Origin of the sequence: Kitasatospora sp. NPDC087314 (assembly GCF_044744365.1) — a bacterium.
Lineage (GTDB): Bacteria > Actinomycetota > Actinomycetes > Streptomycetales > Streptomycetaceae > Kitasatospora.
Genome location: NZ_JBIUYE010000018.1, coordinates 18,096 through 32,758, shown reverse-complemented (window position 1 = coordinate 32,758; position 14,663 = coordinate 18,096). Strand labels below are relative to the sequence as shown.

The 14,663-nt window shown below is 72.7% G+C and carries 13 protein-coding genes; 4 read left to right on the top strand and 9 right to left on the bottom strand.

Annotated elements, in window-relative coordinates:
• The first annotated feature begins 88 nt into the window (after positions 1–88).
• On the top strand, positions 89–706 hold the full coding sequence (locus tag ACIO5E_RS33030; RefSeq protein ID WP_400675057.1) for a helix-turn-helix domain-containing protein: 618 nt from the start codon (positions 89–91) through the stop codon (positions 704–706).
• Between the two features lie 145 nt (positions 707–851).
• On the opposite strand, the gene ACIO5E_RS33025 is transcribed toward ACIO5E_RS33030, so the two are convergent.
• From ACIO5E_RS33025 to bioB, 4 genes are read right to left on the bottom strand one after another with little or no spacing between them, the layout of a single operon-like run.
• Positions 852–1,298 (bottom strand): hypothetical protein, encoded by a 447-nt coding sequence (locus ACIO5E_RS33025; protein ID WP_400675055.1) that lies wholly within the window; start codon positions 1,296–1,298, stop codon positions 852–854.
• Between the two features lie 54 nt (positions 1,299–1,352).
• A complete protein-coding gene (gene bioD, locus ACIO5E_RS33020) occupies positions 1,353–2,111 on the bottom strand; it encodes a dethiobiotin synthase (RefSeq protein WP_400675052.1) in 759 nt (252 codons plus the stop codon).
• Positions 2,108–3,412: an adenosylmethionine--8-amino-7-oxononanoate transaminase gene (locus ACIO5E_RS33015; RefSeq protein WP_400675051.1), complete on the bottom strand. Its 1,305-nt coding sequence runs from the start codon at positions 3,410–3,412 to the stop codon at positions 2,108–2,110. The genes bioD and ACIO5E_RS33015 overlap by 4 nt, the downstream gene beginning before the upstream one ends.
• A gap of 22 nt (positions 3,413–3,434) precedes the next feature.
• Positions 3,435–4,667: a biotin synthase BioB gene (gene bioB / locus ACIO5E_RS33010; RefSeq protein ID WP_400675049.1), complete on the bottom strand. Its 1,233-nt coding sequence runs from the start codon at positions 4,665–4,667 to the stop codon at positions 3,435–3,437.
• Positions 4,668–4,940: 273 nt separating this feature from the next.
• On the opposite strand from bioB, the gene ACIO5E_RS33005 reads away from it, so the two are divergent.
• Positions 4,941–5,795, top strand: a complete 855-nt coding sequence (locus ACIO5E_RS33005) for a hypothetical protein (protein ID WP_400675047.1) — start codon at positions 4,941–4,943, stop codon at positions 5,793–5,795.
• A gap of 96 nt (positions 5,796–5,891) precedes the next feature.
• Here the strand turns inward: ACIO5E_RS33005 and ACIO5E_RS33000 are convergent, their stop codons facing one another.
• From ACIO5E_RS33000 to ACIO5E_RS32985, 4 genes are all read right to left on the bottom strand, one after another.
• Positions 5,892–8,384: a DEAD/DEAH box helicase gene (locus ACIO5E_RS33000; RefSeq protein WP_400675329.1), complete on the bottom strand. Its 2,493-nt coding sequence runs from the start codon at positions 8,382–8,384 to the stop codon at positions 5,892–5,894.
• A gap of 68 nt (positions 8,385–8,452) precedes the next feature.
• Positions 8,453–9,142, bottom strand: coding sequence for a hypothetical protein (locus ACIO5E_RS32995; protein ID WP_400675044.1), 690 nt, complete (start codon positions 9,140–9,142; stop codon positions 8,453–8,455).
• On the bottom strand, positions 9,135–11,387 hold the full coding sequence (locus ACIO5E_RS32990; protein WP_400675041.1) for a hypothetical protein: 2,253 nt from the start codon (positions 11,385–11,387) through the stop codon (positions 9,135–9,137). The genes ACIO5E_RS32995 and ACIO5E_RS32990 overlap by 8 nt, the downstream gene beginning before the upstream one ends.
• Positions 11,388–11,418: 31 nt before the next feature.
• Positions 11,419–11,877 (bottom strand): hypothetical protein, encoded by a 459-nt coding sequence (locus ACIO5E_RS32985; protein ID WP_400675038.1) that lies wholly within the window; start codon positions 11,875–11,877, stop codon positions 11,419–11,421.
• 226 nt (positions 11,878–12,103) lie between these two features.
• Here ACIO5E_RS32985 and ACIO5E_RS32980 point away from each other — a divergent pair, with 226 nt between their 5' ends.
• Both ACIO5E_RS32980 and ACIO5E_RS32975 read left to right on the top strand, forming a co-directional pair.
• Positions 12,104–13,303, top strand: a complete 1,200-nt coding sequence (locus tag ACIO5E_RS32980) for an 8-amino-7-oxononanoate synthase (protein WP_400675035.1) — start codon at positions 12,104–12,106, stop codon at positions 13,301–13,303.
• An 84-nt stretch (positions 13,304–13,387) separates the two neighbouring features.
• A complete protein-coding gene (locus tag ACIO5E_RS32975; RefSeq protein ID WP_400675033.1) occupies positions 13,388–13,909 on the top strand; it encodes a hypothetical protein in 522 nt (173 codons plus the stop codon).
• 55 nt (positions 13,910–13,964) lie between these two features.
• On the opposite strand, the gene ACIO5E_RS32970 is transcribed toward ACIO5E_RS32975, so the two are convergent.
• A complete protein-coding gene (locus ACIO5E_RS32970) occupies positions 13,965–14,615 on the bottom strand; it encodes a GNAT family N-acetyltransferase (RefSeq protein WP_400675030.1) in 651 nt (216 codons plus the stop codon).
• Between the last annotated feature and the right edge of the window lie 48 nt (positions 14,616–14,663).

Sequence of the window (14,663 nt, the reverse complement as noted above, 5' to 3'; positions counted from 1 at the left end):
TATCGACCTGCTTCGCTACGCTGACCTGTCTGCTTGGCATGCGTACCGTACGGTTTATCGAACACTGTCCGGAGAGAAGGGGAAGAGCGTGAGCGTCTCCGAGGGATCCGTCCGGGGCGTCCTCGCCGCCAACCTCAAGCGCGTCCGGGCCCAGCGCGGGCTGTCGCTCTCCGAACTGTCCCGGCGGGCCGGGGTCGGCAAGGCGACGCTCTCCCAGCTGGAGTCCGGCGGCGGCAACCCGACCCTGGAGACGGTCTTCGGACTCTCCCGGATCCTCGGCGTGCCGATCTCCGACCTGGTCGACGGGCGGCCCTCCAGCGAGCTGACCGTGGTCCGCGCCGCCGACGTCGAGGCGTTCAGCGGCGAGGGCGTGGACCTGCGCCCGCTGCGCCGGATCGAGTCCGGCGACTCGGTGTTCGAGGTCTACGACCAGCAGGTGCGCGCCGGCGGCACCCAGGACTCCGGTGGCCACGTCGGCACCGAGCACACCATCGTCCAGGCGGGCCGGCTGGGCGTGCGGGTGAACGGGTGCGAGACGGAGCTGGGCCCGGGGGACTACGTCGGCTTCGACGCCTCGCTGCCGCACGCGTACACCGCGCTGGGCGGCGAGCCGGTGCGCTCGGTGCTGCTCCTGCACCAGCGGGCGGAGCAGCCGCTGCACCTCGCGCAGCGGCGGCAGGTGGCCGCGCCGCGGCCCGGCCACTGACGTGCGGGCTGACCGTTCGGTCTGCCGAACTCCGGTGGTGGATAAGCCCCCTGGCCTCACTCCCCGGGGGCGGGGGCGGGGGCGGGGGCGGGGGCGGGAGTGGGCTTCGGTGTTCCCGAGGCCCACTCCGCGGCATCCCAACGCCTCAGGGGTTGTTCAGGGCGTAGGTGCGGAAGGTCGCCAGCAGGGGCAGGACCTCGGTCTGGCTCGGGTCCTCGGTCACGGCGCGCATGGCGTCGATGACCGCGTGGGCGATGGCCTTGGTCACCGCCAGGTCGTCCGGGGGCGCCAGGGTGCCCCAGGTCTTCAGGGCCTGAGTGAGCAGGGCGGTCATCCGGGCGCCGATGTTGGAGCTCACCGCGTCGGAGAGTTCGGCGATCTCCTCGTCGCTCATGCTCGACCGCAGCCCGAAGGCCAGGGCCATCAGGGTGTCCATCGCGTGCTCACCGTACGCGGCGACCAGCGCCGGGAGCGAGCGCTCGTCCGCACCGCCCGTGGCGAGGGCGGACAGCGCCTCGTCGTCGTCTTTCCACGCAGCCTCCAGGGTGGCCAGGGCCCGAAGAGACTCGTCTACCGTCATCCCGTCTGTCATGGGAGGAACGGTATTGAGCCCGTACCGTCCCGGCCCACGGTTCGGGCGCCGAGATCACACCTTCGAGCGAAGCCGGGCCTGTTCCGGGCGGTGGGCGTGCGCGAAGTGCTCCGCGTCCCAGGTGCCGCCCAGCTCGGGGGCCAGCGAGGCGAGGGCGAGGGCGGCGAAGTCCGCGGCGGTGCCGGCGCGTTCCGGCAGGGCGCCGAGCAGCGGGGCGCCGGCCGAGCGCGGCAGGTCGGCGAGGTTGCACCGCTCGGCGAGCCCGGGGGCGGTGGGCCAGGAGCCGACGAGCACGCCCGCCAGCGGCAGCCGGCGCGCCGCCAGGGCCTCCGCCGAGAGCGCGACGATGTTGAGCGTGCCCAGCCCGGCCGAGGCGACGAGCAGCACCTCGGCCGGCAGCCCGGCGTCGCGGACCGCCCGGGCCTGGTCGGCCAGGGTGCGGCCCTCGTCGTCGTAGCGGACGAGCAGCCCGCCCGCGCCCTCGACCAGGACCAGGTCGTGTGCGGCGGCGAGTTCGGCGACGGCGGTGGCCACCTCGGCGGGGGAGAGGAACGGCAGTCCGGCCCGCCGGGCGGCGGTGTCGGGCGCCAGCGGCTCCGGGTACCGGACCAGCTCACGTACCGTCAGTTCGCCAGCCAGGCGCGCGACTTCGGCGGCGTCGCCGGGCTCGTCGGGGGCGACGCCGGTCTGGCCGGGCTTGAGCACCGCGACCCGCAGGCCGCCCTGCAGCGCCGCCGAGGCGACGGCCGCCGTGGCGACCGTCTTGCCGACCTCGGTGTTGGTGCCCGTCACGAACAGGATCCGCGCGCTCATGCCGCCACCGCCGCGGCGGTCACGGCGGCGGCGATGCGTGCCACGTCCTCGTCCTCCGTCACATAGGGGGGCATGGTGTAGATCAGGTCCCGGAAGGGGCGCAGCCAGACGCCGGCGCGCGCGGCCGCCTCCGTGGCCGCCGGGACGTCCACCGGGTGGTCGAGCTGGACGACGCCGATCGCGCCCCGCACCCGGACGTCCCGGACCCCGGGGACGTCCACGGCGGCCGCGAGCCCGTCGGTCAGCCCCGCCTCGATGCGCTTGACCTCGACCGCCCAGTCCTGCCCGAGCAGCAGGTCCAGCGAGGCGTTGGCGACCGCGCAGGCCAGCGGGTTGCCCATGAAGGTCGGCCCGTGCGCGAGTACCGGCATCTCGCCGCGGCTGATGCCGTCGGCGATCTCGGCGCTGCACAGCGTGGCGGCGAGCGTCAGGTAGCCACCGGTGAGCGCCTTGCCCAGGCACATCACGTCCGGCGAGACGTCCGCGTGATCGGCGGCGAACAGTGCGCCGCTGCGGCCGAAGCCGGTGGCGATCTCGTCGAAGACGAGCAACACCCCGTACCGGTCGCAGAGTTCGCGCAGCATCCGCAGGTAGGCGGGGGAGTGGAACTGCATACCGCCCGCGCCCTGGACCACCGGTTCGACGATGACGGCGGCCAGTTCGTCCGCGTGCCGGGCCATCAACTCCTCGAACTCGGCCGCGTACCGGGGGTCGAGCGGGGCATCGAACCCGGCCGGCGGCTGCGGCGCGAACAGCTGCCCGGGCAGCACCCCGCCCCACAGGTGGTGCATGCCGCCGTCCGGGTCGCAGACGGACATCGGGTGGAAGGTGTCGCCGTGGTAGCCGCCGCGCCAGGTCAGCAGCCGGCGCTTGTGCGGGCGGCCGACGGACTGCCAGTACTGCAGGCACATCTTCATCGCGACCTCGACGGCCACCGAGCCCGAGTCGGCGAGGAAGACGTGCCGCAGCGGCTCGGGCGTGATGTCCACCAGCGTCGCCGCCAGCCGGACGGCGGGCTCGTGGGTGAGCCCGCCGAACATCACGTGGCTCATCCGCCCCAGCTGCTCGCGGACGGCCTCGTCCAGCACCGGGTGCCGGTAGCCGTGGATGGCCGCCCACCAGGACGACATCCCGTCGACGAGTTCGCGCCGCCCGCCCGCGACGGGCTCGGCGAGGCGCAGCCGGACCCCGGAGGCGGACTCGACCACGTACGGGGTGACGGTGCCGGGCATCGGCCCGTACGGGTGCCAGACGTGGGCGCGGTCGAGGGCGAGCAGCGTGTCCGCGGACAGCTGGGGCATGATGCGTCAGTCTCCAGAACTATCAGGCATTGGGCGCGAGTTCGGTGCCGGCGCCGCGCAGCCGGACCTTGACGAGGTCGCTGCGCAGCTCCCCGTCCGAGGCGTCGGTGTCCTCCGCGGCCGACGCAGGGGTGTCCTCCGAGGCTGAGGCCGAGGCCGGGGCGTGCGCGTGCCCGCCGCACGGGCCGCAGCCGCCGCCGCTGCCGCAGGCCGAGGCCGCGGTGCCGCAGGAGGAGGCCGCCGCGACGTCCGCGCGGTGGCGGGGCAGGGTGGCCTCGCCGGCGCCCTCGACCTCGAAACCGGCGTCCTTGATCATGTCGAGGTCGGCCTGCCCGGCCTGGCCCTCGCTGGTCAGGTAGTCGCCGAGGAAGATCGAGTTGGCGAGGTGCAGGCCGAGCGGCTGCATCGAGCGCAGGTGCACCTCGCGGCCGCCGGCGATCCGCACCTCGGTGTCCGGGTTGACGAAGCGGACCATCGCCAGGATGCGCAGGCAGCGCTGCGGGGTGAGGTTCCACTCCTTGGCGAGCGGGGTGCCCTCGAACGGGATCAGGAAGTTGACCGGGACGGAGTCCGAGCCCAGCTCGCGCAGCGCGAACACCACGTCGACCAGGTCCTCGTCGCTCTCGCCCATGCCGGCGATCAGGCCGGAGCAGGCGGACAGGCCCGCGCCGTGCGCCTTCTGCACGGTGTCCACCCGGTCCGCGTAGGTGTGGGTGGTGGCGATGTCGCCGTAGGTGTTCTCGGAGGTGTTGAGGTTGTGGTTGTAGGCGTCGGCGCCGGCCGCCTTCAGCCGCTCCGCCTGGTTGCCGGACAGGAGGCCGAGGCAGACGCAGATCTCGACCGCGGGGTCGGCGTCCTTGATGGCGTCGATGGTGTCGGTGACCCGGTCGATGTCACGGTCCGTCGGGCCGCGGCCGCTGGCGACCAGGCACACGCGCTTGGCGCCGCCGGCCACCCCGGCGCGGGCCGCCTCGGCGGCCTGGTCGGGCTTGAGCCAGGTGTACTTGAGGATCTCGGCCTTGGAGCCCAGCCGCTGCGAGCAGTAGGTGCAGTCCTCCGGGCAGAGCCCGCTCTTGAGGTTCACCAGGTAGTTGAGCTTGACGCGCCGGCCGAACCACTTGCGGCGCACCTTGCCGGCCGCGGCGACGACGTCGAGCAACTCGTCGTCGGTGGTGGCGAGGACGGCCAGCGCCTCCTCGCGGGTCGGGACGTCGCCGCGCAGGCCCTTGGCGGTGAGGGTATCGAGCAGATCCATGGGGCCGATCCTGCCTGCTGGCGCTCGAATGGCGCCAGAGGAAACCCGCCAGAAGATCCGCGGAAGGATGTGCCACTTGCCACAGTGTCGAAGCTCACGGCGTCGGTGCTGGTCACGGGCTTGACGCCGGCGCGCACCGGTGGTTACTGGCCGGTAGGCGGAGGTCGCCGGCGGGGGGGTGGACGATCGGTGTCGGTACGCACGTGTGGTGGTGATCGACAACCGGCCCACCCCGTGATCTGGGCCACCCGACGGTTGCTTAGAATCTGCGCCATGACCACGCAGCGGGAGCGCACCCCGACTCCGGGAGAGGGCCAGGACGGCCAGGCAGGGCAGCGGACCGGCGGGGCCGCCGTCGGCACGGGCGCGGAGCTGAGCGGCAGTCGGGGCGGCGGCCGGGGCAGGCGCCTGACGGCCCGCCGGGTGGTGGGCTGGTTCGTCGTGGTGGGTGTGATGACCGCCGGCGGATGGATCATCACCCGCCCGATGCCCGGTGACTACATACCCGGGCTCGGCCCGTCCAGCAAGGACGCGGCCAGGACGCCGCCGGTGGTCGGCACCCCGCCGCCGCACACCGACTCCGAGGGCCTCAATGCCGACAGCCTCTTCCCCACCCAGCGGCCGGTCGAGGCCGCCGGGTACAAGGCCCGGCGTGGCGGCATCCGGCAGGGCGAGAACTGCGCCGAGGTCCTGCAGGACCGCACCCAGGAGCTGTTCCGGGACAGCGGCTGCCATGCCTACCTGATCGTCAGCTTCTCCGGCGTCGACCGCCCGGTGCTCAGCAGCGTCACCCTGCTGCGCTTCGCCGACCAGGCCTCTGCTGCCAAGGCCGCCGACGCCCTGCGGGCCAAGCCCGGTGCCGTCGCCTTCATCCTCGCCGACGCCTCCACCGCGCCCGCGCCGTCCGCCTCCGCCAAGCCGGCCAGTGAGCCGCGGGTCGAGGCGGTCGGGCACTACGTGACCGTCACCAGCTCGCGGACCGACGCCCAACCCGGCCCCGCCGCCACCCCGGGCGCCACCACCACCGTTCCGGCGCCCACCGCCTCCGGGGCCGGCGGGGAGCCGAACCTCGACGACGCCACCCGCGCCCTCTCCTACGTGGCCGGTCAGCCCTTTGTATGGATGTGACAAACGATCAGAGGGCGCAACCGGCGGTTTGACGGCTGCGCGGAAACGACCAGGGTCCCGGCAAGTTCCGGACCCCTCGGCATGTCTGACGGAGGGTCAGCCGCCGAGCCGGTCCACCGCCGTCACCCGCAGCACCGCCCGGCCCTCCTCGTCCGAGCCGTACAGGTCGACCTCGGCGCTGATGCCCCAGTCGTGGTCGCCCTCCGGGTCGTCGAAGATCTGCCGGACCTTCCAGGCGGAGTCCTCCTCCTCGATGATCAGCATCTTGGGGCCGCGCGCGTTCGGGCCGGTGCCCAGGTCGTCGTACTCGTCCCAGTAGCCGTCCATGGCGTCCGCCCAGCGGTCCGCGTCCCAGCCGTACTCGCCGTCCAGCTCGCCGAGTTCGGCCCAGTGCTCCAGCGCGCACAGCTCGACCCGGCGGAACATCTCGTTGCGCACCAGCACCCGGAACGCCCGCGCGTTCGCTGTCACCGGCGCCGGCTTGTCGTCCAGCGTCACCTCGGGGGCCTGCGGGTCCGTCGGGTTGGCCAGCTGCTCCCACTCGTCCAGCAGGCTGGAGTCGACCTGGCGGACCAGCTCGCCGAGCCAGGCGATGACGTCCTTCAGGTCGTCGGTCTTCACGTCCTCGGGGACGGTCTGCTCCAGCGCCTTGTACGCGCTCGCCAGGTAGCGCAGCACGATGCCCTCGGTGCGCGCCAGCTCGTAGAAGCCGACGTAGTCCGAGAAGGTCATCGCCCGCTCGTACAGGTCGCGGACCACCGACTTCGGCCTCAGCTCGTGGTCGCCGATCCACGGGTGCGCCCGGCGGTACACCTCGTACGCGTGGGTGAGCAGCTCCTCCAGCGGCTTCGGGTAGGTGATCTCCTGGAGCCGCTCCATCCGCTCCTCGTACTCGATCCCGTCGCGCTTCATCTCGCCGACGGCCTCGCCGCGCGCCTTGTTCTGCTGCGCGGCGAGGATCTGGCGCGGGTCGTCGAGGGTCGCCTCGACCACCGAGATCACGTCCATCGCGTACGAGGGCGAGGTCGGGTCGAGGAGCTCGAAGGAGGCCAGGGCGAAGGTGGAGAGCGGCTGGTTGAGCGCGAAGTTCTCCTGGAGGTCGAGCGTCAGGCGCACGATCCGGCCCTCGGCGTCCGGCTCCGGCAGCCGCTCGACCACGCCGCCCTGCAGCAGGGAGCGGTAGATCGCGATCGCGGTGCGGATGTGCCGGCGCTGCGCCGCGCGGTCCTCGTGGTTGTCGGTGAGGAGCTTGCGCATCGCCTCGAAGGCGTTGCCGGGGCGGCCGATCACCGACAGCAGCATCGCGTGGCTCACCTTGAACCGGGAGACCAGCGGCTCCGGGTCGGCGCCGATCAGCTTGTCGAAGGTCTCCTCGGTCCAGCCGACGAAGCCCTCCGGCGCCTTCTTGCGCACCACCTTGCGCTTCTTCTTCGGGTCGTCCCCGGCCTTGGCGATCGCCTTGTCGTTCTCGATCACGTGCTCGGGCGCCTGCGCTACCACCTGTCCGACGGTGTCGAACCCGGCCCGGCCGGCCCGCCCGGCGATCTGGTGGAACTCCCGCGCGCGCAGGATCCGCACCCGGTTGCCGTCGTACTTGGACAGCGCCGTGAACAGCACCGTACGGATCGGCACGTTCACCCCGACGCCCAGCGTGTCCGTCCCGCAGATCACCTTCAACAGGCCTGCCTGGGCCAGGCGTTCGACCAGCCGGCGGTACTTCGGCAGCATGCCCGCGTGGTGCACGCCGATGCCGTGGCGCACGAAACGGGACAGGTTGCGGCCGAACTTGGTGGTGAAGCGGAAACCGCCGATCAGGTCGGCGATGGCGTCCTTCTCCGCCTTCGAGCACATGTTGATGCTCATCAGCGACTGCGCCCGGTCCACCGCCTCCTTCTGCGTGAAGTGCACCACGTAGACCGGCGCCTGGCCGGTCTGCAGCAGCTCCTCCAGGGTGTCGTGCATCGTGGTGCGGCGGTACTCGTAGAACAGCGGCACCGGGCGGGTCGTGTTGCGCACCACCGTCGTCGGCCGGCCGGTCCGGCGGGTCAGGTCCTCCTCGAAGCGGCGCACGTCGCCGAGCGTCGCCGACATCAGCAGGAACTGCGCCTGCGGCAGCTCCAGCAGCGGGATCTGCCAGGCCCAGCCGCGGTCCGGCTCCGCGTAGAAGTGGAACTCGTCCATGACCACCTGGCCGATGTCCGCCCGGGCACCGTCGCGCAGCGCGATCTGCGCCAGCACCTCGGCCGTGCAGCAGATGATCGGCGCGGTCGGGTTCACGCTCGCGTCGCCGGTCATCATGCCGACCTGCTCGGTGCCGAACATCTTGACCAGGTCGAAGAACTTCTCCGACACCAGCGCCTTGATCGGCGCCGTGTAGAAGGTCCGCTTCCCCTCCGCCAGCGCCGCGAAGTGCGCCCCCGCCGCCACCAGGCTCTTTCCCGAGCCGGTCGGCGTCGCCAGGATCACGTTGTTCCCCGACACCAGCTCGATCAGCGCCTCCTCCTGCGCCGGGTACAGCGTGATCCCCCGCTCCTCCGCCCACGCGGCGAACGTCTCGTACAGCGCATCGGGTGTGGCGGGCTTCGGCATCAGATCAAGGAGGGTCACCCGGCTATCTTGCCTGCTCGCCGCCACCCCGGGCAAAGCCCGGGTCATGGTCACTGCGCGGGAGCGGCCGGCTGGGAGGCGACCAAGGCGGCGCTGCGGCAGCCCTCGGCCCTGATGGCCGCGGCCGCGGTTCGCCAGGCGAGCCCGACATGGGCCTCGCGTACCGAGGCGCTGTGGCTGTCGCCCGACACCGGACCGCCGCTCACCAGGATCTCCCGGAACGGCGAGTCCGCCGCGTCCGCGGCGTCGCACCGGTAGACGAGATCGACGTTGGCGTCGCGGGTGATCCATCCCGTGACACCCGCGCCGAGCTCGATCGGCCTTGGGTCGAGCGGGGTTCCCGGTTTGCCGAGCCCGAGGACGTGGTTGTAGACGGTATCGCTGGGATGCAGCACGGTGACACTCAGCAGGGGTTTGTGCTTGGCGCCGTTCCAGTAGATCCGGCAGTCCGGATAGGGCATCCTGCCCGAGAGGTCCCCGGAGGAGTCCACGGTGGCCGTGCCGTCGTCGTCGGCGAGCGGCTTGAGATCGGCCTTGGTCACGACCGACCAGCAGGCGGACTCCGGAAGGTTGACCGACTGCCACGGCTTCCACACCCAGGCCCCGACCCCGGCGGCCGCGACGACGGGCAGCCCGATGATCGCAAGCCACCGCCGCCGCCGTGTGCGGGCCCTCGCGACCTCGTGCAGGGCGGTTTCGAAGGTGCCGGCCGGGGCCGAGGCGGTGCGCTCGTCAGACATGGGTTGCTTCCTTGAAGTTGCTGACGCCGCTGTTGTAGCCGTCCTTGACCTTGCCGGCGGCATTCGGGGCCAGGTCGTCGATGTACCTGGGGTCCAGTCCGGCGGCGGTGGCGGCGTCGCGAACGGCAGCCTCGGCGGTGTCGATGGTGGCCTGCTGAGCCTTGTTCGCCGCGGCGAGGGCCTCGTCACTGGCGGCGTTGTGGGTGTCGACCTTGTAGCTCTCCGCGACGTGCTCGATGATCTTGTTCACGGTGAAGTCCGCGGCCCCGCCGACACCTGGGACGGCACCCGCCGCCTTGCCGCCGGTGAGGTCCCAGACCTTGCCCGCCCAGCCGGCCTTCTGGTCGACGGCGGCGTTGTACGCCGCGTCGCTGGCCGCGTGCTTGGTGTAGACCTCGTCCACCATGGCTGTCGTGATGATCCCGCTGACCTCACCACCGGGCCTGGCGACGTTCTGGACGGCGGCCGTGAGGTCGCCGTGGTCGCCACGGTGCGCGATCACGTCGTTGATCTGGGCCGTGGTGTAGGCCTGCTGGGCGTTGGCAATGGCCCCGTAGGCGTCCGGATTGCGACCGAGGACGGCGAGCAGACGCTCGGTCGAGTTCTTGTCGAGCCCGGTCGGCGCCCCCGCCGTGGGTAGCCGGGTGGAGGTGCCGTCGAGGCTGTGCTGGACATCGGCCATGTAGGCGGCGGTCATGTTGCCGAGGCTGCCGTTGAGGTTTCCGAAGAGTGCCTTGTCTCCGTAGAGCAGGTCCGGGCCCTCCGTGCTGCCGAACAGCTGGACGGCCTGCTTCATGACGCTGCTCATGTCCCGCGTGTGCTGCGGCAATGGGGCGTTGACGTCGTCGTACGCCCGCCCGGTGGTGGCGGCCTCCAGGGCGTGGCCGAGGGCGGTGACGTCGAAGGGGTCGGCGGTGCCGGGGTTGGGCCGGGGCGGGTACTGCTGGTCGAGCAGGAGGGAGCGGGAACCGCTGTCGGTGAGCATGGTGAGGTACGTGTTCTCGCCGCCGGTGCGCTTGACCGTGCCGTCCGGGTTGTAGGTGGTCGGCGCGTCGTGGAAGAACCTGGTGGCCGCCTCCGGGCTGTGGCCGAGGGCCTCCAGGACGGCGGACATCGGGTTGATGCCCCGCACGTTGCCGTCCTTGTCGGGCACACCGATGAACTTGAGGTCGGTGAACGGGTAGGCGGCCTTGCCTGCCGCGTCCCAGCGCATCGGGTTCTCCTGGGTGAGCTGGGTGACGTGCTCGGCGATCGGGTTGAGGAAGTGCGGGTCGTACTTCCCGTTCCGCAGGACGTTGGCGAGGATCTGGTAGCCGTACGGGCTGTGGGCGGGATCGGCGCCCGCCGGGACGGGGATCTGCTGGGCGCCGCCGGCGCGCAGCCTGGTCTCCCAGTCGTCGGAGACGTGCGGTTGCTGCTTGCTGTCGGTCGCGGTGGCCAGGGTGAGGCCCAGGCCCTGCTGGATGCCCTTGATCGCGGCGGAGCGGGCCGTGCTGTTGGCGGAGTCGGCGCTCTGCGCCATCGCGCCGTACTTCGCCAGGAACGTCTGCGGGTCCTGGTTGCCGTAGAAGGACGCGGCGAAGCGCGGGTCGCTGCTGTGGTGGTCCAGCAGGGTCCGGAGGTGGGCGAGCTGGGCGTCGGTGGCCTTGTCGCCGAGGCCGAGGATGAAGGTGGCCTCCTTGGCCTCCTCCTCCGGGAGGCCACCGACCGGGGCGGCGTTGAACACCGTGCCGTCGCTGCCGGTGTCGTTGCCCAGGGCGTTGGCGGCGGCGAGGTCGGCCTCGGTGGCCCGGTCGAGGGCGGCGCCGATGGCCTTGGCGGCCGCGTCGGCCTTGGCCTGCCAGCTCCTGGTGTATTCGGGATCGTGTTTGTCGGCGTCGGTCGTGGGCGGCGGCCAGTGCACCGCGCCCTCGCCGTCGACCGTGAGGCCGTCGGTGGTGGCGTGCTGGACGGCCGTGTCCAGGTCCTTCTTCGCGGCCGTGAGCTCGGTGTGGGCGTCGCGGAGGGTCTTGGAGATGGCCGACGCCTCCTCGAAGGCGGCGTGGATCTGGTCGCGGGCCCAGGTGAGCTTGGCGGTGGCGAGGCCGGCGGCGTCGCCGTGCCAGCCGGACTGCTGGACGGTGCCGATGACCTCGTTCTGCATGCGCCGGGTGAGGTCCCAGGTGCGGACCAGGTTCTCGAAGTCACCGGCGGCCGAGTTGAGGCCGCCGAGGTCGACCTGCCTGAGTTGGCCGAACGTCACCATGATCTCTGTTGCTTCCCCACTCGTGCCGCGGTCAGCCCTGCACGCCCTGTGTGCCCTGTTGCGTGAAGCCGGCGTGGATGTCGGCCTCGGTCTTCGTGTAGCCCTGGGCGGTGGCCTGGAGGTTGGTGCCGATGTCGCCGACGGTGCTCTGCAGACCGTCGGCCTGGTTTGTCCACGTGCCCCAGAAGGCCGTGAGCGCTCCGCCGACGGCCCAGCCCTTGAGTGCGCCCGCCGCGGCGTTGACGTGCTCCCCGGGCCTGCCGCACTCGGTCCTGACGGCGTCGCGGAGGGCGAAGGCGTTCTGTGCGGCCTGCTGGATCACCCCCGGGTTCGCCGTGACGGTCTGGCCGCCTCCGGGGGCACCGAGCGAGACCGGGGCGGCGTTGGCGCCGGCCAGGTCGGGGAACTGCTTCTTCGCCTCTTCGGTCGGATTCCCGTTGCCGTCGAAAAGCCACGGATTCATTCGGCGCTCGAATTCGAGGTCCACCATGGTCACTACCCCCCCAGGTAAAGATCGTTCGGAAGCCTATCGGGAGCCGGCGTTCTGACCGAGTCCTGTTTGCGGAAATGTTACGGCCGCTGAGAATGCGAGGGGTTCAGGCATCTTGGATATGTAAGTCAGGTGAAATGCAGGTGAACTCGAACAAGGACTGGCCGTCGACGTTGTGCCGAGGGGCACATTGATCGGGGCTGCGGGGCGTGCCAGAGTGCCGGGCATGGTCCAACCGCTTGCGTCCGGAACGCACACCACCGATCTCGCCCCGGCGGCCGTCTTCGACTGGCTCGACGAGGCCGCCGCGCTGCGGGCCGACGCGGGCCTGACGCGGAGGTTGCGCAGTCGGCAGGCGGGGGATCCGGTGCTCGACCTGGCCGGGAACGACTATCTGGGGCTGACCAGGCATCCGGTGGTGACCGGTGCGGCGGCGGAGGCGGCGGTGCGGTGGGGCGGGGGTTCGACCGGGTCGCGGCTGGTGACCGGGACGACCGCGCTGCACACCGAGCTGGAGGAGGAGCTCGCCGCGTTCTGCGGGGTGGAGGCGGCGCTGGTGTTCTCCTCCGGGTACACCGCCAACCTGGCCGCGCTGACCGCGCTCACCGATCCGGACACGCTGATCGTGTCGGACGCCTACAACCACGCCTCGCTGATCGACGGTTGCCGACTCGCCCGCGCGGACGTCCACCGGGCCCCGCACAGCGACCCGCAGGCCGTACGGGAGGTGCTGGGGCGGCGGGAGCGGCCGCGGGCGCTGGTGGTCACCGACTCGGTGTTCTCGGTGGACGGCGACGCCGCCCCGCTGCCCGCCCTCTCCGCCGCCGCCCGGGCGCACGGCGCCGCGCTGCTGGTCGACGACGCGCACGGGCTGGGCGTCCTCGGGCCCGGCGGCGCCGGGGCCCTCGCGGCGGCCGGGCTCGCCGGGCAGCCCGACACCGTCGCCACCGTCACGCTCTCCAAGTCGCTCGGCTCGCAGGGCGGCGCCGTGCTCGGGCCGCGCCGGGTGATCCGCCACCTCACCGAGACCGCCCGCACCTTCATCTTCGACACCGGCCTCGCCCCGGCCGCCGTCGGCGCGGCCCTCGCCGCGCTGCGCCTGCTGCGCGCCGAGCCGCACCGCGCCGACCGCACCCGCGAGGTGGCCCGCAGCCTCGCGGCCCGGCTCACCGCCGCCGGGCTGCAGGCCTGCGAGCCGGACGCGGCCGTGGTGTCCGTGCGCGCCCCCGGCCCGGAGGCCGCCGTCGGCTGGGCCGCCGACTGCCTCCGGGCCGGGCTCGCCGTCGGCTGCTTCCGCCCGCCGTCCGTCCCGGACGGGGTGTCCCGGCTGCGGCTGACCGCCCGCGGGGACCTGACGGGCGATCAGATCGCGGAGGCGGTCCGGATCATCGCCGAACTGGCCCCGGCGGGCGCCCTGGCCCGCTGAAGCCGCTGATCGGTCTCCGGTCCGCCGCGGCCGCCCGTGCAACCACCCGGCCGCCGAGGGCGTCACACCAGCGGGGGTGGGTCGATGGGGGTGGCGGTGCGGCGGTGGGGGCCGGTCGTGGCCGGGGTGCTGCTGGTGTGGCTGGCCGGGTGGCTGGCGGGCGGGCCGGTACGGCAGTTCGGGCAGGCGGCGGGGCTGGTGGGGGTGCCCGGGACGTTCCGGGCGGAGCGGTGTCTGATCTCCCAGTACGAGGACGGCCCGCCCCCCTCGGACTGCCGGGGCGTGTTCCACCCGGACAACGGCGGCCCGGCGGACGAGCACGCCCGGATCTGGGCGGGCGCGCCGGTGGGGGAGGACGTCCGGGCGGTGTGTGAGGGGGACGAGTGTCACCTGGTGTCGGACGCCGAGGTGGCCCGGACGCTGACGCTGCTGGCGCTGACCCTGGTGCCGGGGGTGGTGGGGGTGCTGCTGATCGGCGCCGGCCTGCGGGAGTGGCGGGCCGGTCAGGCGCTGATGATGTCCGCCGCGATCGGGGGCGTCCTGCTGGCCACCCTGGTGGCGCTCGGCGGCGTCGTCTGGTTCGTGTTCGCCATGACGGGCCTGTGAGCCCGGCCGGTTCGCAGGGCAGCTCCGTCCCGCGTCGCGCCGCCGGGCGGGTGGGTCACGGGCGGCCGAGGACGAGCAGTGTCTCCGCGCCGACCGGCTTGTAGCCGGCGGCCTGGAAGGCGCGGACGCTGGTGGCGTTGCCGGGCGCCTGCTGGGCCCAGATCACCTCGCCCTCGGGCAGCAGGTGCCGGGCGGCGGTGGCCAGGGCCCGGCCGAGGCCGCGGCCGCGGGCCTGCGGGTCGACCTCGATCGCGCACTCCCAGCGGCCGGCCACGCCCCGGCCGAGCACCAGGACGCCGCCGTCGGCGGTGAACACCCGGACGTCCTCGCGGTAGCGCAGCGCCCGGACGACCCGGGGGTGCTCCCGGTCGTCGACCCGGGTCAGCGGCAGCGGCGGCTCGCCGGGCAGCCGGCGGGCGACGGTCAGCAGGTCGATGTTGTTGACGACGCGTCCGGTGCGCTCGGCGAAGGCGGTGAGGAAGGGCGGGCACAGCGGCGCGGCGAGCGGGTCGCTGGGGACGGCGGCGAGCGTCCGGTGCACCCAGTCCGGGTCCTCGTCGGTGAAGACGACCGCGTGGGCGGAGAAGGACAGCACCCCGGCCTCGCGCGGCGACGGCTGCGGTACGACCGTCACCGAGCCGTCCGAGGGCGGGAACACCCCGCCCGCCGCATCCGCCAGGATCTCCGCCAGCCCCCGCGTGCCCATCCGAACCCCTCCGTCGTCGGTCCTCGGTCGAAGGGTGCCAGCTTAGAC